An 18,809-nucleotide genomic window follows, 5' to 3' on the forward strand; every position below is an offset into this window, starting at 1 on the left:
TATGCAACTCGATAACGCTACCATCAAACGTCTAAAAGGCATCGGCCATGAGCTAAAACCTATCGTTATGATTGGCAACAAAGGCATCACGCCCACCATCACCGAAGAGATTGATCGCGCTTTATCAGATCATGAGCTCATTAAGGTAAAATTACCGGCCGGCACCAAAGAAGAGCGTGACACCATCGGGGCAGAGCTTGCAGCGGCGGCAAACGCCACTTTGGTGCATTCTATCGGTCGTATGGCGTTGCTACTACGCCAAAACCCAAATGCCAATCCAAAACTTTCTAATCTCACTCGCCACGCCCAGTAGCATGTCGGCACAAAGAGGCGGTGTGGATTTAGTGCGGATAAACAAATGGCCGTGCTGTGTGTGACCATGCCGCAATACGGCTGCTATCTGCTATACCCTAAAACCGCGCGGCATGTTGCTCGCGGTTTTTTGCATGATGGGTATATAATCAATCTACTATGAAATAAATATCAGTAGCACTCTGGCACCGCAGTTTTTTATGTAGGATTAACTATATAGACCTCGCGCAGTATTCATTCTACCTATCGAAAAGACTGCCTATCAAAACAGTGATTACATCATGAGCCAAGTCTTTCATTTGCGTTTAGCCACCGACAGCCTCGCCACCAAGGCGCAGCAATTAGGTGTCAGTATCGCTGCGCTATCAGAGATCCGCGTGAGCGTACACGCAGACATCAGCCAGACGTCGCCTTTTTATCTACAGCTTCATTATCAGATCAGCATGCCCACACCCTCTATGGCGCACCGATTAGAGTGGCCAGTATGGCAGCCAGACAAGGTCGGTTTTGCAGACTATCTGTGGGAGGAGACCTGCCTTGAGTGCTTTATCAGTGCCAAAACGCCGCAACCTTCTACGCTGGCAGTGACAAAGACACCCTATATCGAAATCAATGCCAGTCCAGACGGTCGTTACGCGCTTTATCAGTTTGATGACTATCGGTACCCATATACTTTGCCGCCGCCAGCCCTGATGACCGATCTGCAAACCCGTGCCACGCTCGACTGGCCAACATCGAGCGTAAATTCAAGCTCAAGTATAAACTTGGCCCGCTCAGTTGATTTTGAGCGTTACTTGCATATACCAGTGACGCCATTGCCGCATCAACAATACGCCGTATATGGCACCGTGATTGAGTACCTCCACCCCTGCGTTATCTTATGGCTGGATAAAACAGCGCTATATTTTGCGCCCTCTCACGCTACCCCGCCTGATTTTCACAATCGCCAGCATTGGGGCCAGTTCGTACTTTAGGTCTTATGTGCTTCGCGCTATGACAGCCCCAATAAAAAAACTCAGTAACGTCATGTGCTTCGTGCTATGACAGCACAAATAAAAAAAACTCAGTAACGTCATAAAGAGCATTACTGAGTTTGGAGAAAACTGGTAAATCAGCTTGCTATCAGCTGATTACTAAACAGATTATTATTTGTCTGCCATCGCAAGATAGATACCACGATCTGAGGCATCATCTACGTATTGTGAGTCGCGCCATGTGGTATAACTATGGACACCGCTGTATGGGCTGATACCTTTTTGGCGGAAGTCAGATACCCAGTCGGTACCATCAAAAATCTGGATATGGCCGTGCGGGCGTCTTGAGCTACGGTCATAGACGATCACATCACCCACCTGATGCGGTGTGTCATTACTGATTTTGGTAAAGCCTGCTTGAGCAAGCGTGCCACGCGTGGCGTACTGATACGCTGAAGGATTTGGCGTAAACTCATAGCCTGCTGATTGCAAGGCTTTACGGACATAGCGGGCACAGTAGCCAGAGCTTCTAGACAACGCCACGCGTGAAGCACGTGCTGCGGCAATGGCAGGGGCTGAGTTGCTATCAGGTACACGGCTTGCTTGCTGCTGGCGCTGCTCATAAGAGAGGCGGCTGGTGAGCGAGGCAAGTTGATATTCTTTTTGCTTGGCATGAGCACTTAGGTTGTCAATTGCTTGACTGATTTCATCATTACTATAAACATGGGCGCCGCTATTGGTGCTATAGATATTGCGACTAGAACCGTAGTTCACAGCAGTAGAGATGTTTGTGACGGTATGACTCAAGGTATTATTTGGTTGAAAGGTCGTTTCGACAGCACCGCTCGTCTGTGCTATACCCATTCCCAATACTGACAAAATCAATAAAGCTTGTTTCATAAATTTACTACCTATGGTTAATACAGGATTGCTCGTCATCCATGACGACGCATCAATTAATTTAGAGGATATTCACATCAAGCAAACATGATAAAATCCTCATCACAACCACTTCTTTTATCGTGACTCACACCGATAGTTTTGGTCTGGTCAACTGCCTCATCACTCACTTGTTATATACTGCGGTTAGCATGTTTATGATAAATATCGTTTTTGTCACCTACTAGATGAGTTATCACGATGTCAAAAAAACAGCCCAATCGGCTTGCCAAACTTATTGATCATCAAGCTTTTGCTGGTAGCGCACTACCCCAAACCCTTGCTGATAATATGCAGTTTTATATAAAAGCGACCAATGAGATAAAAGCGCTACTGGTAGACTGTCTACCTGAGGAAATCCTCAATAGCTGCTGGGTCGTCGGACTTACTGCTGAGCAATTGGTGCTCAGTGTCAGCTCAATGACGGCTGCTAACCATATTCGCTATTTACAGAGCGCGTACTTGCAAGTCCTTAATGAGCAGTCAATTACATTTAAACAACTCAAGCAAATTCGCGTCATTGTAGCCAATACTTCTACTGAAAATCATCTATCAAAATCATCTTCAGGGCTAGCGGCGGCCTCATCAAAATCTCGTAAAGCTAATAAAAATCAGGCTCTTAGCCAAAACACAAAGCGGACTATATCACAGGCTGCAGAGCATGTCACCACTGATGAAAATCTCAAAAAAGCACTTTTGCGCCTCGCAAATCACTAAAAATCATCTCGTTACTATGTAAAGTTATGTAAACAAAAACAGAAAACCACCCCTTGAACGCTGGGTTTTTGTAATATCGCAAACAAAAAAAATCGTCTATTGCTTTCATTCAAATGATGAATGAAAGCAATAGACGATTATAAAATTATCCACAGCTTTTATATTGTCTAGGTTAGCGCAGAATTGTTAAAGTAAACCACACAATATATTCAAAAATACGAATATTTTATAACTGTAAGCATGGTCGACTTATGTAATATTGCGTAAATGTTTCGATACTTCGTGTATATTCCTGTATTTATCCTTCAACGGCCAAACCATTAAGTGGCAAATATTCGATCGGACAAGTTACGTTGTCATCAAATGTTACAATTTCAAAGTTATCATGATTAGATAGTATCTCACGTACCAGCAAATTATTTAGAGCATGACCAGACTTATAGGCATTAAAACGACCTAAAATAGGATAACCTATCAAATATAAATCGCCCAATGCGTCTAAGATTTTATGACGGACAAACTCATCATTGAAACGCAGGCCTTCTTCGTTGAGTACGCTCATATCATCGATGACAATGGCATTGTCCATACTGCCGCCTAGCGCCAAGTTTTTTTGACGCAAAGCTTCGATATCACGTAAAAACCCAAATGTACGAGCCGAGCTGAGCTGCTCGATGAAGTTTTGGGTCGAGAACTGCAATTGGGCGTGCTGAAAGTCTTTGTCGATAGCAGGATGATCAAAGTCAATCTCAAAGTTTAATTCAAACCCCTCATAAGGGCGTAACTCCGCCCATTTATCATCGACTTTTACTCGTACAGGTCGCACAATCTTAATGAATTTTTTGGGTGCTTCTTGCTCACAAAATCCCGCCTCCAGCAGTAAGGCGACAAAAGGTGCGGCACTGCCATCCATAATCGGTATCTCTGATGCCGACACGCGAATCAATAAATTATCAATACCCAGTCCAGCAATCGCACTAAGCAAATGCTCTACCGTACCCACGCGCGTACCTCCAAAGACCAGATTGGAGGACATCATGGTATCTTGTACCAAAAAGGCACTGGCTGGAATCGGTTGGCTGCCGGCGATGTCTGAGCGCTCGAAAACAATACCTGTATCGACTGGCTGCGGATGAAACGCTAAGTCAACAGGCTGACCACTATGGAGACCAGTACCTGTAACGGCTATCGCTGTTTTTATGGTTCTTTGGTTCATGGCTGTCTTCTCACATATTTTGTTACAATTGCCATAGTGTACCATTACCCGCCCCTATTTCGCTATAGTTAAAAGTAGCTAATTTACTTATCTCCTTGATTGATAACACTTATCACTGATTTTTTGCCGTTATCTATGGTCTGTTTTTTCTCTTATATCTGTGCCTATATCTCAAAATCTGTCATACTTTTTTACACTTAAAGCAGGCTTGTAAACTACAGCAGACACAAAAAAACCAGCAATGTATGCTGGCCTTTTTATCTATATCTTATGTGACAGACAAAATCTGTATGACAAACTACTTGTTTTGCTGACGCTTTAGATAGTCTTGAATACTGTTGGTTTTGGTCTTAGGCTGCTCTTGTATGGTGTTTGTGCGAGCAGTATGGTCTTGATACATTTGCGCTTGTGACTGCTTTTGACTGTTTAACGCACTGGTATGTACGTTAGGATCAACTGGCTGAGTACTGTTTACAGACGGTACTGGCTGCTCTTTCACTTCCGGCTCTTTGCCAGCGTTTTCGTCTAAAGTAAGACCGGTTGCGATGACAGTAACATGCAAATCATCGCCCATTTTTTCATCGATCACTGAGCCGTAGAAAATATGCGCATCATCGATGTCTGTGATTTCTTCGACGATTTCACTGATTTTGCTCATCTCATCGAGTGATAACGACTCAGAGGAGATAACGTTGACCAACAGGCCTTTGGCGTTTTCTAGGCGTAAATCATCAAGTAGTGGCGATCTGATGGCTTTTTCTGTGGCTTGACGAGCACGATCATCACCGCTGGCGCGGCCAATTCCCATCATAGCGTGACCTTTGGCTGTCATCGCGGTGCGAATATCGTTAAAGTCAATATTAATCATACCTTCGCTGGCGATGGTCTCAGCGATACCTTGAACCGCATGCAATAATACGTCATCGGCTTTTTTAAAGGCATCCTGCATTGAGATATTGCCATAGACGCTCATCAGCTTGTCGTTTGGAATGGTAATGATAGAGTCTACAAAATTGGTCAGCTGCTCGATACCTGCCTTTGCCGCTTTGATGCGTTTACCACCTTCAAATTTAAATGGCGTGGTCACCACAGCAACTGTCAGCACTTCCATCTCTTTTGCGATACGAGCCACCACTGGCGCGGCACCCGTACCCGTACCACCACCCATTCCAGCGGTAATAAACACCATGTCTGAATGCTCAAGCAAGCCGCGGATGGCCTCTTCTTCGCTCTCTGCTGCTTCGCGGCCTACTTCTGGGTTGGCACCAGCACCTAGCCCGCGGTTGGTCTTTGCGCCCAGCTGCAGTTTATGCGGCGCCGTCAGACGGTCAAGTGCTTGTTTATCCGTATTGGCACAGACGAAGGTTACACCTCTAATCCCTTGTTGTACCATATGTTCAACCGCATTACCGCCGCCGCCACCCACACCGAATACTGTGAAGCTTGCTTGGCCGTTATTTTGAAGCTGGTTATCATCTGGCATGGTGTATTTTAACATAAGAAAGATTCTCCAGTTGCAGATAGCGTAATGGTCGATACGTAGTAACGCACTCATGTGGCGCGCTATCGACATACTATATATAAATGTATTTAAATAAAATAGGGTAAATGGCCCAAATAGTTTGGCCAAGACGACATATGTCGTCTTAGCACGGTATTTACTGCTTAATCTATTGTTTGTCGGTCTCGCTCTTGCCTCACCCCTCTATAAGCCTATATCAGAGTGTCTCGACTAAAAGCATGGCCCAACAGTATCAGCGGCACTTAGCAGCCTCATAGTATCTTTTTTAAGACATTGGCAAAACGCTGGCCTGCGCTCTGAAAAACGCCCGTGACGCGGCTTTTTTTGATGGCTTCAGGCTCGCTCTTTTCACTGCGGCGAAACTGCTCACTTTGACTATATAGTAGTGTACCAAATGCCGTCTGATAAGCGCGATCATTCACTTGGATATTGAGCTGTCTAAACGCTTCGTCATTATCAAAATGATTGTGTGCGCTGATTGCAGGATGAGTATTGGTCAGTACCACCGGCATTTTTAGCAGCTTTTTGGTAAAGGGTATCATGCCTTTGATGGCCGTACCGCCGCCTGTGAGCACGATGCCTTTATCAATATAGCCGATTAGATCAGCCTCATGCAATTGACGCGCCACTTCGGTAAATATCTGTATATAGCGCGCTTCAATAATGCGTGCCAGATTATAGGTACCGATATTGATCTCGTCATTCGAGCCTTGTGGCTTAAAAAGGAAAAACGAGCTGGGATCGACGCTATCGACATCGACGGTACCATACGTTTTTTTGAGCTTTTCTGCCTCAATCATCGAGATGCCAAAATCTGCTGAAATGTCCATCGTTACCTCATGGCTACCCGTGGCGATACAATGGGTAAAAATCAGCTTGTTTTCTTTATAGACACAAATACTGGTCGTACTAGCGCCAATATCCACCAAGCAAACCCCTTGCTGGCGCTCATCGCTCATCAAGCTATATTCCGCACTAGTCACCGCATCAAACACAATATGATCGATGCCGACATCACAGCTTTGCAACAGTTTTTGGATATTTTGGCGACTAGAAACCGGCATCATCATCATGTGATACATCACGGTGATGTTGTGCGCCATCATCTCAATGGCATCATCGACCATAAAGTCTTGCTCATCGACATAGATACCCTGCTGGCAGCAATGCATCAAATAATAATCTGGCGACAAATCGCGGGATTTGGCATTGGATAGGGCTTGCACCATGTCTTTGGCACGGACCACTTCGTCTTCGACTCGCACCTCACCTGCACTGTTGCTACTGAGGAGCTCGGGCGTGGCAAGCGTGAGCCACACACTATGCACGCGGCAATTGGCCGTGTCTTCGGCTTCTTGAATGGCTTGTTTTATGGCGCCTTGTAGACGTTCGCGGTGTTTGATTTGCCCTTGATAAAAATCGCTGTTTTTAACTTGTCCCACGCCCAGTATGCGAATGTCTGTTGCAGAGACGACATTGCCTATCACGACATATACTGCCGTGGCGCTTAGATGGACAACAACCAGATTTTCAGTATTTTTCATGGTACCAGACAAATTATCGCTAAACAGGAGAGCAGATGACGTCTCCATTAAATCATTAAAACCATCGCTATATTCTTTGTAGCAAATAAACAACTTTTACTAAATAAACAGCATCTATCTATCGGTGCGCTATGACAGGCTGTTTATCGGGTTTGTGCATGGCCGCTCATGCTTATCTTTCTGAGCCGGCTTTTATCATTTTTTACTCAGCATCACCACCGATTATGATGAGTGTGCTGGTGGCGCGCTGATATCCCAAGAGATGGTAAAGCCGTTTTTGTAACGCAAGTCCACTGACTGTATCTCATCGCGGCGATCGCTTAATTGATTGGCCAGTAATTGACTCAGATTAAGCAGTTTTTGCGCCGTATTTTCGTTATCAACAATCACTCGCAATCCATTATCGAAACGAATCAGCCACGTCATTCTGGGTGATAAGATGATGTCCTCGACCTGTATACCTAGCGGCGCATACCAGTCGTTGACTTGCTGCATCTGCTGCATGATGACTGGTGCTTGTGATATCTCACCTTGCAGCGTTGCAAACCCCTCTTGCGCCAGATCTTTGCTATCAGCAGGCACAAAAACCGCGCCTTTTGCATCGACCAGTCGCTCTGTACCAAAGTTTGCAATCGCTTGTTTGGGCAGTGCCGTCACCACGATGCCGCGTTGCCAATCGCGTGAGACACTCACTTGATCGACCCACGCCAGCCCTGTTGCGATGTCTCTGAGCGCTTGCAAATCAGAGGTAAAAAAACTACTGACTTTTTGCTGATTCATCACTTGGCTGAGCGAACGATACTGCGTCACGGTCAAGCCCTGATTGCTCACATGAATAGCAGCTGGTGGGGCATCACGCAGCGCCTTGCCGCCCATCAGTAGTATCAGTACCAACAAACCTAGTACCAAGACCATAAATAAGTATCTAACCGAAGTCGGTACTTGAAAACTAGAGGTCGGGCGACGGGTTTTATCACTCATCAAGTCAGTTGCCTCATTGACGGTTTGAGCCATAACGACCTTTTTCCCTATATTTGCATAGATTGCTCATGCTGTTTGTTGATATTAATTTTCTCATCGATGTTGCAAACCGTTTGAGTGCAAACCGTCTAAATAGTAGGTTAACAAATACTTGGGAGAAAACGACATTTATAGTGCGGTCATGCTCTGTTAAATGTAACATTTTTCTTACTTTATGAACGACTTATGACAGCTGCTCATAAAAAACACAAATATCACCAAAACAACCTAATAATTACAATATTAACGTATTTTGTGGTCAAACAATAGCCTAACCCCAAAGAGTGACTATGAATTTACACAAGTTTACATGAAGCTATGACACAGCAGGGCTAGCGATACATTATCCGTTTTAAAACCCTGCTGGTTTCCGCATAAAACGGCTTTTGGTAACCTTCACTACACAGTCTGAGACAAAATATGCCAGCACAGCGCGTCAAAATCCATACCGCGCGCTTTTGCGGCCATCGGCACCAAGCTATGACTGGTCATCCCAGGTACTGTGTTGATTTCTAGCAGCCAAAAGTTGCCCGCTTCGTCCTGCATGGCATCGATGCGGCCCCAGCCTTTGGCATCGACGGCACGGAACGCGGCAAGGCTCAGCTCTTGTAAGTGCTTTTCGTCGGTGGCACTTAAGCCGCAAGGGATATAGTAGCTGGTGTCATTGCGATTATATTTGGCTTCAAAGTCGTAAAAATTGGTGATATCGGCAGGCTCAAGGCGAATCACAGGGTAGGCCTCGTCATCGATGATCACGATGGTAAACTCACGGCCAGTAATCCAGCGCTCTGCCATGACCGCGTCGCCGCACTGCACGGCTGTTGCATAGGCGGCCGGGAGCTCGTCGAGATTGTTGACTTTGGTCATGCCAATGCTTGAACCTTCATGCACCGGTTTGATAATGAGCGGCAAACCCAGCATATTGACCACTTGCTGCCAATCGGTGTCGGCTGTCAATAATGAGAACGGCGCGGTTGATAAGCCGCACCCTTGCCATAACTGCTTGGTGCGTACTTTATCCATACCCAGTGCCGAGGCCAAAACACCTGAGCCTGTCTGCGGAATATCGAACCATTGCAGCACGCCTTGTAGCAAGCCGTCTTCGCCGCCGCGACCATGCAAAACATTAAACACGCGATCATACTGACGCAGCTCGGTGATGTCTTGGTGCTTAGGATCAAAATGGGTGGCATCAACGCCTTGGTTTTGCAAAGCCTGTAATACAGCAGCCCCGCTGTCTAGTGACACGCTGCGCTCATTGCTACTGCCACCATAAACAACGGCTACTTTACCAAATTCACTGGCATTTTTGACTTTAGAGGTCACCGCTTTTGATGACTGCTCTTTGGTTGATTGCTTGTTTTCCATACTGCTCTTCCCTGCTTGTGCCGCTGCTGCGATGGCTGGCTCTGGGTTGATGATAATGGTTTTATCCTCAGTGATAGGCTCATCTTGTTTTAGCGTCTCTGCCAGTCTATCTAGAGTGTCTTGCTGAGTTTGTATCGTCATGAGGATAATTCCTAAAAGTCTTTTAGCTTACTGGATATAAAGGTTGTTTGCGGCCAAGTCGATAGCAATCTGCCCAACATTACCAGCGCCTTGGGTGATTAGCATGTCATTGGCCTTTAATAAACGCTGCATAGCAGGGGCCAGATTGTCCTTATCGATAATCGTCGGCTCGACCTCACCGCGCAGACGGATACTGCGTGCTAAGGATTTGGTATCAGCACCAGCAATCGGATTTTCGCCTGCAGAGTAAACCTCTAATAACAACAACTCATCGACGCTTGAGAGCACTTCGACAAACTCATCATAGCAGTCACGCGTGCGGGTATAACGGTGCGGCTGAAACAGCATCACCAAGCGGCGATCTGGAAAGCTTTGGCGCGCCGCTTTAATCGTCGCATCGACTTCTTTTGGATGATGGCCATAGTCATCAATGAGTAACACATTGCCCTCATCGACAGCCACAGCGGCGTGCTGCTCAAAGCGGCGACCAACGCCTTCAAACTTTTGTAAAGCGCGAGTAATCGCCTCATCATCGACGCCTTCATCGGTCGCCATGGTGATAGCGGCCAGCGCATTGTATACGTTATGGATGCCAGGGATGTTTAAGGTAAGACGCAACGGCTCGCGGTCGCGGCGCAATACGGTGAAATGCGTCTTGGTGCCTTCACTCACCACATCGATCGCTTGCACATCATTAAAAGGCTCAAGCCCAAAGGTCAATACTGGACGGCCAATATCGTCAATCATCGCATACAGCTCAGGATCATCACCGCAAACCACGGCCAAACCATAAAACGGCATGTTTTGTAAAAACTGAATATAAGCCGCTTTGAGCTTATCAAAGCTGTTTTCGTAAGTGTCCATATGGTCTTGATCGATATTGGTCACAATCGCCGCCATCGGATGCAAGGACAAAAACGACGCATCTGACTCATCGGCCTCGGCCACCAAATAACGACTGCTACCGAGCGCGGCGTTTTTGCCAGACGCATTGAGTTTACCGCCGATGACGTAGGTTGGATCTAGCTGCGCCTCTGCCATCATGGTGGTCAATAAGCTGGTGGTGGTGGTCTTGCCATGTGCACCCGCAACCGCAATACCATGACGATAACGCATCAGCTCGCCCAACATATCAGCACGGCGCACCACAGGCAGGCGCGCTTCTAATGCTGCTTTGACCTCAGGGTTGCTCCGATCAATCGCGGAGGACACAACGATGACATCGGCGTTGGCGATGTTTTTAGAGTCATGCCCAATCGATATATCGATACCTATCTGCTGTAAGCGGCGCGTCACCACACTGTCAGCAATATCAGAGCCGCTAACCTGATAGCCTTGATTGTTCATCACCTCTGCAATACCGCACATCCCCGAGCCGCCAACACCGACAAAATGCAGATGTTGAATACGGCGCATTTCTGGTATTTCGATCAAACGCTTGGGTAGAGATTTTTCAGAGGTAGACATAAGAGATTCTCTTGGTTAAAGGCAAATAAAATAGGGTGAGTCAAAATAACTGATTAAGACAATCAGCCTCAACGCCTGTCGCTGACAACGGCTGACAACGATAGAAACTATAACGTTTGCCAAATGATATCAGCAACCTGCTTGCTGGCATGGCGATTGGCAAGCGCGTGGCCTTTTTTGGCCATCTCCAAACACGTCGCGCGATCCAGTGCCGCCAGCTCTTGGCTCAAGCGCTGCGCGGTCAGCTCAGACTGCTGCAATAAAATCGCAGCACCGTGGTCAGTTAACGTGCGGGCATTGGCGGTTTGATGGTCATCCACCGCGTGTGGCAATGGCACAAAAATCGCCGCAATACCGACGTTTTGAATCTCAGTGACCGTCAAAGCGCCGGCACGGCATACAATGACATCTGCCCAATTGTAGGCGGCAGCCATGTCATCGATAAAAGGCTGTACCACAAATGTGTGCTGGCTCAAATCCTCATGATCGTAGGCCGCTTGCGTCGTTTGTTCATTATTACGGCCGCATTGATGACGCACATCAAACGGCTGATCTAATAGCGCCAAAGCCTTGGGCACATTGGTGTTGAGCGCCTGTGCACCCAGCGATCCGCCTACTACTAATAGCTTTAGAGGCGTGCTGTCGTGGATATCATAACGCTCAGTAGGCTTCGTGACGCCCGTAATGGCGTTGCGCACAGGGTTGCCCACAGTCTCAAGCTTAGCATCCTGCTGGCTATTGGCAAACGTATCTTCAAACGCTTGTAGCACCTTGGTCGCCATCTTGGACAAATAGCGATTGCTCATACCAGCGATGGCGTTTTGCTCATGAATGATTAGTGGGGTTTTGGTCAAACGCGCTGCAATACCGCCAGGCGCAGTGACATAGCCTCCAAAACCCACCACTATATCGATCTGATTGCTACGAATCACTTTGATAGCCGCCATCGTCGCCGAGAGCAGGGTCACCGGCAGCTTTAAGAGACGGCCAACGCCCTTGCCACGCAGACCCTGCATATCGATTGCATGAAAGCGGTAGCCTGTCGGCTCGACCAAACGGTTTTCCATACCAGCGGGCGTGCCCAGCCAGTGAATCACCGCGCCGCGTTTGCTCAGCTCTTCACTAACGGCCAGTGCCGGAAACACGTGACCACCCGTCCCAGCAGCCATCATTAGTATATGCGGTGTTTTCATGAACCCCTGCCTATCTTTTTTGTATTTATATGAAGCACTTATTGTCCTATCGTGGTCATGGCCCACCGTCCAAAACGAGCCGCCGAAAGCTGGCATAGTATAGTGTAAATTATGGGCTGATATATAGTACTTTATGCACAGTTCATAACAAAAATCCAAGCCATGAAAAATCACGGCTTGGGCGTTATTGGCATGTGCTTAGAGGCGCATTTTTCGACCCCATCTTAGCACAAGGTTTTTTTCTCATTGTGCACATACTTTAGTAATAAATTACGCTATCGTTACTGCTTTGTTTAGGGCGTGTCCTCAATTCAATCGATAGCCATCTAAATGGGCTAAAAATGGCCAAATCTGGCCAAACGGTGTCAAATAGCTGGCTAATATCTCGATATTATCTGCGCTATTTTCCTTGTTTGGCGGCAATTTATCTAATTTTTATCGCCATTTTTAAAATGAGGATACGCCCTAATGAGCGCGCTTGTGCTCGATTGCGATAATCAAATCTGTAGCAATATCGGTGCCACACTGGTCATCAATCTCACGTACACAAGTCGGACTGGTAACGTTAATCTCTGTGATACGGCCGCCGATCAAATCAAGCCCGACAAACATAAGACCTTTTTCTTTGACAATGGGCGCGACGACCTCTACCACTTGACGCTCTATATCGGTGAGCGGCATCGCCACCCCACTACCACCGGCTGCAAGATTGCCACGCGTTTCGCCTTTGACCGGAATACGTGCCAAGCTATAATCGACCACCACTCCATCGACGATGAGCACACGCTTATCGCCCTCGGCGATCTCAGGTAAGTAGCGCTGCGCCATGATCGGCAAGGTCTCAAGCTCGGTCAAAACCTCTAACGTCACCCCGATATTTGGGCTGTCAGCGGTCAGGCGAAAAATACCGGTGCCGCCCATGCCGTCTAAGGGTTTGACGATGACGTCTTGTTGCTCGGCGATAAACTGGCGAATGTGTGCCTGTTTGCTGGTCACAATCGTCGGACTCATATAGTCGCTAAACCAAGTGGCAAACAGCTTTTCATTACAGTCGCGAATCGCTTGTGGGTCATTGACCACCAACACGCCTGCTGCCTTGGCATGATCTAGCATATAAGTGGCATAAATGAAGCGCATGTCAAACGGTGGATCTTTACGCATCAAAACCACATCATAATCACTGATCGCGCCTGTGGCCTTGTCGCCCAAGCTATAAAAATCTGCCGGATCACGTTTGACGGTCACAGGCTGGGTATCGGCCATCAACTGACCGCGATCCAGCCACAGATCATGAATCTGACAATAGCCAAGCGTATGACCACGGTCTTGAGCCGCCCACATCATCGCCAAGCTGGTGTCCTTTTTATAATTGACCTGCTCGATAGGGTCCATGATGACCAGTATGTGTAAGGATTTTTTTTGATTTTCTTGGCTCATAATAAAACTCATTTATATTAGATGGTTTAGGCGCGCTGATATATAACTGATATATAGCCGATATGTATACTAGCAATCACAGAGCAGCAGCCACTATAACGATAATGACCAACTATACACCGTACTGGGCGCGGTAATGCTGCATTTTTGCAAGTTGGGTGGCATCTTTGTACTGGCCGTTTGCCGCTGCCAAATAGCTGATCAGATCGTCGATATCGACCAATGCTCGTACTGGTACGTTTAGCGTCGCGGCCAGCTCTTGGATAGCAGAGTGCTCACCTTGGCCTTTTTCTTTTCGATCAAGCGCCACGATAATACCTGCCACGCTGGCGCCCGCTTGCTCGAGTATCTCGACCACTTCACGCATCGCTGTGCCAGCCGTAATCACATCATCGAGCACCCAGACCGCCTTACCGCTGACATCTGCACCCACCAAGTTACCGCCCTCGCCATGTGTTTTGGCTTCTTTGCGGTTATAGCCCCATTTGGCGTTGATACCGTGATGCTGCCACAACGCTTGCGCGGTGGCAGCAACAAAGGGAATGCCTTTATAAGCCGCACCAAAGATGACCAGCTCTTGCATGTCCGCCTCGTCACTTTTGGTCATTTGTGCCGCCAAAGCATCTGCATAGCCGCGTGCCAGCAGAGACAACATCTCACCTGTCGCCAGCAAGCCTGCATTAAAAAAATAGGGGCTGATACGACCAGACTTTAGGACAAACTCGCCAAACTTAAGCACTTGGTTATCAAGCGCCAGCTGAATAAATTGATGAGAAGAAAAAGAGGCGGTTTGAGCGTCAGCAGTTGCGGCATTTAGCATGAGATATTCCTATTGGCAAAAAAAGGCAAAAAAGTGGCGTTATTGTACGCATTATTGATCAGCTTGACCAACCGTTGATGGCATAATCCTGCATATTGGGATAACGCATTAATAAGCCATTACGCGATGAGAGGTTAAAGTAACAGTGACCGTCATGGCTGACTTGTATGTCCCAGCCCAAATAGTAGGCGGCGACCACGATATGCCCTGCAAACACTCGAATTTGCCGATAAACATGGCGCTGCGCAGGCTCACAGATCACCTGACTGAGCAAATAGCTGCGTACGTACTGGCACACTTGCGCCGCACTATAGCGGTGATTGATGCTTTTACGCGTCTGGCACTGCTTTAGCGCATGAACCGCCGCGCTGCACGCCATGATGTCAGTGGCCAAGCTGCCTTCACCCGTTTCAAACTGCTGCGGCTGCAAGATCACCTGCCAGTCATCAGCATAGGCATCGCTTAGTAACTCGTCAGGATTATAGCGTTTGATAAGGGCGTACAGGGAGGCGGTAGAGGCTTTGGTCTTCTCAGGCAAGCCTGCGCTTGTTTGGTGAGTTTTTACCGAGCGATCAGTAGGCGCAAAACCATAACGATGGAGCGCTGGATACGCGCGCATGGCCTGATGGATATCGGCCATATCCAACAATATCATGTCACCGAGCGGCGATAGTAGCGGCTGTTCGCTGTGGTTTTGATAAAAGCTGTCAGGCAACTCGACAAGCTTTGCTGCCTGTAATAGCGCCAAATGCTCAGCCAACGCCTCAGAGGCAATCAGCGCCCATTTCGATAAACTGCTTGTACAAGGCTGATAGAACCGTTTAGAGTTGCCGTAAAGCCGGCGCAGCTGACCGTTTAGCCGCCGCGCTGGCTCTGGAATATCACTCAGCGGCCGCGCAGGATCGAGCGGCGCTTGGTTTGGATCAAAATTAGGGTGCACGATGGCAGGCTGCTGACTATCAGGCAACGTAGAGGAGCGCTCAGCATTGCCTTCTGCCAGCATGTCGCTTGCTGCGTGCTTTGCAGTAGATAAGCGGCTCTCAGAAGTAGAAGGCTGGGTCATGAAATCTCCATCAATGATAAAAAACGATAAGCGCGAAATAAGTACCGGCTGTGCTGTATCGGTTTTAAAATAACTGAACGATAGGGTTGACGATAGATGGCTATTTTACGCTTGATGGCGCAAAATATCACGGTAACCTACTTGCCAGTCAGGATAGTCAAGCCACGCTAATGGTATATTGCTGTGCAGACGCTTGCCCGTGACAGCGGTTTTTTCGTCCGCTATCGCTGGCGGCGCTTCTCCCACTTGCGCACTGAGCCAAACACCAAGCTCCAAGGTGGTGACTGGCGCATAATCCGTCGCAATATAAAGCGGCTTTGGCGCAGCAATGGTCAAGACATTGACGATGATATTGACCAAATCGCTATCCATAATACGATTGCTCCAGTGGGCAGCGGCGACGGGCTTTTTTTGCGGATCCCGGGCTTGACGCAGGCGCATCAGACGCTCGCGCCCATAGATACCACTAGGGCGAATGACAATGGCGCGATCACCAAAGCCTTGCTGCAGTACCCTTTCTGCTTGCAAGATAATTTGCGAGGCTTCGCGCTCAGGCAGGGTCGGCACCGTCTCTTCGTCGATCCACTCGCCGCCATCCTGCCCATAAACGCCCGTTGACGAAATAAACACAACGCGCGTCAGATGTGGTAGTTGCTCGGCCAGCGCGGCTACATGCTGAGCAATCGCCAAATAGCTGTTTTGATAACCGCTGGCTGAGTAGTCATCGGGCGTGACGATAATCGCCAAATGGGTAAAGTCTTGTAGCTCATCAGCGCGCAAGCGCAAGGCATCTGCTTGCATAAAGCTTGCTTGATCATTTAAATCATAGTGCTCGCGGGTGCGGCGAGCAAGACCGGTGACTGACAAACCGTCCTGCGCCAGTTTATTGGCCACGGGCAGTCCGATGTCGCCTTGTCCGATAATCAGTAGGTGCATACTCATTTTATATCCTTAAAAATAGCGTCGGTATGACAGCTGTATATCGTCATTGGCATCGATACGCTCCTGCCACTCATAGCTGGCATTGATGCGCACTGCTTGATTTTTATCGATATCGTACTGTAGGCCGACGCTTGAGATTGGCTGCCAATAATGACTGCGAGCGTCTGGGTCGTCACTGCTGCCATGATACCAATATGGCAATTGTAATTGGGCCTGCGCGCGTAACTGATTGTTAATCTGATAGTCACAGCCTGTATTGACCCCAGCACCGATACGAAAGCCTTTATGGATGCCGCGGCCTGCTTGCCCCTTCCCTGACAATAGGGCGTAGCATAGCTGCGGCGGCATCTCACCGCTGCCAGCTTTTGGGCTGCCGAGCGCCCACGACCAGCCCGTCTCATAGCCGGCGCTACCGACCAAGTGATCACACCCTGATGGTTGCGAGCCATCATTTACGCGGGTCGCCTCGACACTGGCGCCCCAGGTTTTGCCTTGCTTGGCGGTATTGACAGGATTAAAAGAGCGACCTCGTAGTATTGTAAAATTTTCTAACACCACACGATCTGGCTCATGGTCTTTACTATTGTCTGTCTCATAAAAACGCACGGTCGCAGCCAGTGCCTCTAGATTAAAAAACTGCGGAAATCCTGAAGCGCGATCCAAGGTATCATGGAATCCCAAACGCAACCCCACATCAAGGTAGCCATTATCACCGCGCTGACCTGCGCCAATCTGAGCCACTTGTAATGGATGTCTATCGATTGGGTTGTTGTCCGAGGCAATAATGCCATGATCTATGATGGTCTTTTTATCGCCAGCTGAGATACTCGATGCCACATTGCGCGCGGCTGATTGAATATTACTCGCGTCATCATTGGTGAGGTTTTGATAGCCCAGTGCGGCCGCCTTGGCATTATTTAGCTCGGCTTGACGCACGGTACTGTCAGATGGGGTATGGCGGGCATCTGCCAATAAAGACTCCTCATCAAGCAGCTTGACCACATCGGAGGGGATGACCACATAAGGCAGCTGGCTGAGCAAATCCTGCTCGGGGCGCACCACATCGATCAGACGCAGAATCTCAGAGGCGCAGTTATCCGTGGTAAAATAATAAGGAATCTCTAAATCCTTAGTTTCCCACACATGCAGGATGATTTGCTGCACCTCTGCGGGTGTCAAATCCAACTGATACGTCCACGCGTCACGCTCATCGTCTTTGAGATATTTGGCCAGCTTTTCGGGATAAGGGTCGATCTCAATTCTATTATTATAGCCGCCGCTGGTGGCTTTAATGGCATAAACAGCGAACGCATCGTCAGGATCGCCATCGACGGTGTCATTGAGGGCATAAGCATGGTGAATCTGACTGGGGTCAGCAGCGCTGATTGGTGAGTCGATACGTAGCAGGGTATGGGCGAACGCGGAGATTGGATTGTCCAAGTACTCCTCAGCAAACATAATGGACAGCTGCTCGGGGTTTAGCATCGCCATCCACTCTGTCAGCTCAGGGCAGTACGCTTGCAAGCTTGAGCTATCAATGCCTAGCCTCTGAGTGAGCCAGTGTGTGCGCGCAGGAAACCGGCAAATAGCGGACTGTGCATCGCTGCTGGGTTTAGACTCAGGCGGTGCGACCATCTGCTCGGCCAAGGCCACTAGCAGCGCATCCAGCTCAGCGCCAGCGTCGTGCTGGCCGTCAGTGCTGAGAAAAAACGCAGGACTATCGATAAGGCTTTTGGACGCGTCTTTATTAAAGAGTGATTTTTTATCATCCAAAAAGTACAACAATCGCCGCCAAGTGGTATGCTCAGCCAGACTGTGCGCTTGCACCTGCTGACGCCATGTGGCTAATAATTGCTCGGATTCGCTATTTTGACTAGGCAAGGTGCCATCAGTCTGCGGCATTGGGCTCTGGCTAATATCAGCCGTGGTGGTTGGCGCAGCCGCCAGCTCGCCTGTCATCACCAAGGACGCAGGCATCGGCAACACAGCCTGCACTTGCGCTGAAAGTAGCAGCGCTGCCACTGCAAAAGGCAAACGTGCACGCACGCAGCACGCTCGCAGGCGAGTAGCGCTTGAGGTACAATTTACAGAAAAAATCGGCTTTATAGACATGAGGAAACTCTCGCCCGTTATC

At 48.3% G+C, this 18,809-nt stretch carries 16 protein-coding genes; 3 read left to right on the forward strand and 13 right to left on the reverse strand.

Going from position 1 to position 18,809, the window contains the following annotated elements; translation table 11 throughout:
* Position 1: 1 nt before the first annotated feature.
* Together JMX98_RS00900 and JMX98_RS00905 are read left to right on the forward strand one after the other, a co-directional pair.
* Positions 2–313, forward strand: coding sequence for a YhbY family RNA-binding protein (locus JMX98_RS00900; RefSeq protein WP_075100455.1), 312 nt, complete (start codon positions 2–4; stop codon positions 311–313).
* Positions 314–593: 280 nt separating this feature from the next.
* A complete protein-coding gene (locus JMX98_RS00905) occupies positions 594–1,286 on the forward strand; it encodes a hypothetical protein (protein ID WP_105244066.1) in 693 nt (230 codons plus the stop codon).
* A gap of 171 nt (positions 1,287–1,457) precedes the next feature.
* Here the strand turns inward: JMX98_RS00905 and JMX98_RS00910 are convergent, their stop codons facing one another.
* Positions 1,458–2,186, reverse strand: a complete 729-nt coding sequence (locus JMX98_RS00910) for a CHAP domain-containing protein (protein ID WP_192996101.1) — start codon at positions 2,184–2,186, stop codon at positions 1,458–1,460.
* A gap of 240 nt (positions 2,187–2,426) precedes the next feature.
* Here JMX98_RS00910 and JMX98_RS00915 point away from each other — a divergent pair, with 240 nt between their 5' ends.
* On the forward strand, positions 2,427–2,942 hold the full coding sequence (locus JMX98_RS00915) for a DciA family protein (protein WP_105244068.1): 516 nt from the start codon (positions 2,427–2,429) through the stop codon (positions 2,940–2,942).
* 298 nt (positions 2,943–3,240) lie between these two features.
* Here JMX98_RS00915 and lpxC read toward each other — a convergent pair whose 3' ends face one another.
* From lpxC to JMX98_RS00975, 12 genes are all read right to left on the reverse strand, one after another.
* Positions 3,241–4,158: a UDP-3-O-acyl-N-acetylglucosamine deacetylase gene (gene lpxC, locus JMX98_RS00920; protein ID WP_201583802.1), complete on the reverse strand. Its 918-nt coding sequence runs from the start codon at positions 4,156–4,158 to the stop codon at positions 3,241–3,243.
* Between the two features lie 298 nt (positions 4,159–4,456).
* On the reverse strand, positions 4,457–5,656 hold the full coding sequence (gene ftsZ / locus JMX98_RS00925) for a cell division protein FtsZ (protein ID WP_192996105.1): 1,200 nt from the start codon (positions 5,654–5,656) through the stop codon (positions 4,457–4,459).
* A gap of 275 nt (positions 5,657–5,931) precedes the next feature.
* Positions 5,932–7,224, reverse strand: a complete 1,293-nt coding sequence (ftsA, locus tag JMX98_RS00930; RefSeq protein WP_199774450.1) for a cell division protein FtsA — start codon at positions 7,222–7,224, stop codon at positions 5,932–5,934.
* Positions 7,225–7,446: 222 nt separating this feature from the next.
* Entirely contained in the window at positions 7,447–8,238 is a 792-nt protein-coding gene (locus JMX98_RS00935; protein ID WP_201583805.1) for a cell division protein FtsQ/DivIB, read from the reverse strand.
* Positions 8,239–8,643: 405 nt separating this feature from the next.
* A complete protein-coding gene (locus tag JMX98_RS00940) occupies positions 8,644–9,612 on the reverse strand; it encodes a D-alanine--D-alanine ligase (RefSeq protein ID WP_201584097.1) in 969 nt (322 codons plus the stop codon).
* Positions 9,613–9,780: 168 nt separating this feature from the next.
* A complete protein-coding gene (gene murC / locus JMX98_RS00945) occupies positions 9,781–11,220 on the reverse strand; it encodes a UDP-N-acetylmuramate--L-alanine ligase (RefSeq protein ID WP_201583807.1) in 1,440 nt (479 codons plus the stop codon).
* Between the two features lie 107 nt (positions 11,221–11,327).
* On the reverse strand, positions 11,328–12,413 hold the full coding sequence (gene murG, locus JMX98_RS00950) for an undecaprenyldiphospho-muramoylpentapeptide beta-N-acetylglucosaminyltransferase (RefSeq protein ID WP_201583809.1): 1,086 nt from the start codon (positions 12,411–12,413) through the stop codon (positions 11,328–11,330).
* Between the two features lie 465 nt (positions 12,414–12,878).
* Complete coding sequence (gene gshB, locus JMX98_RS00955) at positions 12,879–13,850, reverse strand: glutathione synthase (protein ID WP_201583811.1); 972 nt, start codon at positions 13,848–13,850, stop codon at positions 12,879–12,881.
* A gap of 112 nt (positions 13,851–13,962) precedes the next feature.
* Positions 13,963–14,670: an orotate phosphoribosyltransferase gene (gene pyrE, locus JMX98_RS00960; RefSeq protein WP_075100446.1), complete on the reverse strand. Its 708-nt coding sequence runs from the start codon at positions 14,668–14,670 to the stop codon at positions 13,963–13,965.
* Between the two features lie 58 nt (positions 14,671–14,728).
* On the reverse strand, positions 14,729–15,733 hold the full coding sequence (locus JMX98_RS00965) for a hypothetical protein (protein WP_201583813.1): 1,005 nt from the start codon (positions 15,731–15,733) through the stop codon (positions 14,729–14,731).
* Between the two features lie 105 nt (positions 15,734–15,838).
* Positions 15,839–16,675 (reverse strand): SDR family oxidoreductase, encoded by an 837-nt coding sequence (locus tag JMX98_RS00970; protein ID WP_201583815.1) that lies wholly within the window; start codon positions 16,673–16,675, stop codon positions 15,839–15,841.
* A gap of 9 nt (positions 16,676–16,684) precedes the next feature.
* On the reverse strand, positions 16,685–18,787 hold the full coding sequence (locus JMX98_RS00975) for a DUF4105 domain-containing protein (protein WP_227679916.1): 2,103 nt from the start codon (positions 18,785–18,787) through the stop codon (positions 16,685–16,687).
* Positions 18,788–18,809 lie beyond the last annotated feature (22 nt).

This window comes from Psychrobacter sp. HII-4 (assembly GCF_904846595.1).
Lineage (GTDB): Bacteria > Pseudomonadota > Gammaproteobacteria > Pseudomonadales > Moraxellaceae > Psychrobacter > Psychrobacter celer.

What these genes read in the sequence shown, in the direction of transcription:
- JMX98_RS00940 (WP_201584097.1), bottom strand. Translation starts at nt 9,612, where the DNA reads ATGGAAAACAAGCAATCAACCAAAGAGCAGTCATCAAAAGCGGTGACC.
- JMX98_RS00910 (WP_192996101.1), bottom strand. Translation starts at nt 2,186, where the DNA reads ATGAAACAAGCTTTATTGATTTTGTCAGTATTGGGAATGGGTATAGCA.
- JMX98_RS00900 (WP_075100455.1), top strand. Translation starts at nt 2, where the DNA reads ATGCAACTCGATAACGCTACCATCAAACGTCTAAAAGGCATCGGCCAT.
- JMX98_RS00935 (WP_201583805.1), bottom strand. Translation starts at nt 8,238, where the DNA reads ATGGCTCAAACCGTCAATGAGGCAACTGACTTGATGAGTGATAAAACC.
- murC (WP_201583807.1), bottom strand. Translation starts at nt 11,220, where the DNA reads ATGTCTACCTCTGAAAAATCTCTACCCAAGCGTTTGATCGAAATACCA.
- ftsA (WP_199774450.1), bottom strand. Translation starts at nt 7,224, where the DNA reads ATGAAAAATACTGAAAATCTGGTTGTTGTCCATCTAAGCGCCACGGCA.
- pyrE (WP_075100446.1), bottom strand. Translation starts at nt 14,670, where the DNA reads ATGCTAAATGCCGCAACTGCTGACGCTCAAACCGCCTCTTTTTCTTCT.
- JMX98_RS00975 (WP_227679916.1), bottom strand. Translation starts at nt 18,787, where the DNA reads ATGTCTATAAAGCCGATTTTTTCTGTAAATTGTACCTCAAGCGCTACT.
- ftsZ (WP_192996105.1), bottom strand. Translation starts at nt 5,656, where the DNA reads ATGTTAAAATACACCATGCCAGATGATAACCAGCTTCAAAATAACGGC.
- JMX98_RS00905 (WP_105244066.1), top strand. Translation starts at nt 594, where the DNA reads ATGAGCCAAGTCTTTCATTTGCGTTTAGCCACCGACAGCCTCGCCACC.
- murG (WP_201583809.1), bottom strand. Translation starts at nt 12,413, where the DNA reads ATGAAAACACCGCATATACTAATGATGGCTGCTGGGACGGGTGGTCAC.
- gshB (WP_201583811.1), bottom strand. Translation starts at nt 13,850, where the DNA reads ATGAGCCAAGAAAATCAAAAAAAATCCTTACACATACTGGTCATCATG.
- JMX98_RS00915 (WP_105244068.1), top strand. Translation starts at nt 2,427, where the DNA reads ATGTCAAAAAAACAGCCCAATCGGCTTGCCAAACTTATTGATCATCAA.
- JMX98_RS00965 (WP_201583813.1), bottom strand. Translation starts at nt 15,733, where the DNA reads ATGACCCAGCCTTCTACTTCTGAGAGCCGCTTATCTACTGCAAAGCAC.
- lpxC (WP_201583802.1), bottom strand. Translation starts at nt 4,158, where the DNA reads ATGAACCAAAGAACCATAAAAACAGCGATAGCCGTTACAGGTACTGGT.
- JMX98_RS00970 (WP_201583815.1), bottom strand. Translation starts at nt 16,675, where the DNA reads ATGAGTATGCACCTACTGATTATCGGACAAGGCGACATCGGACTGCCC.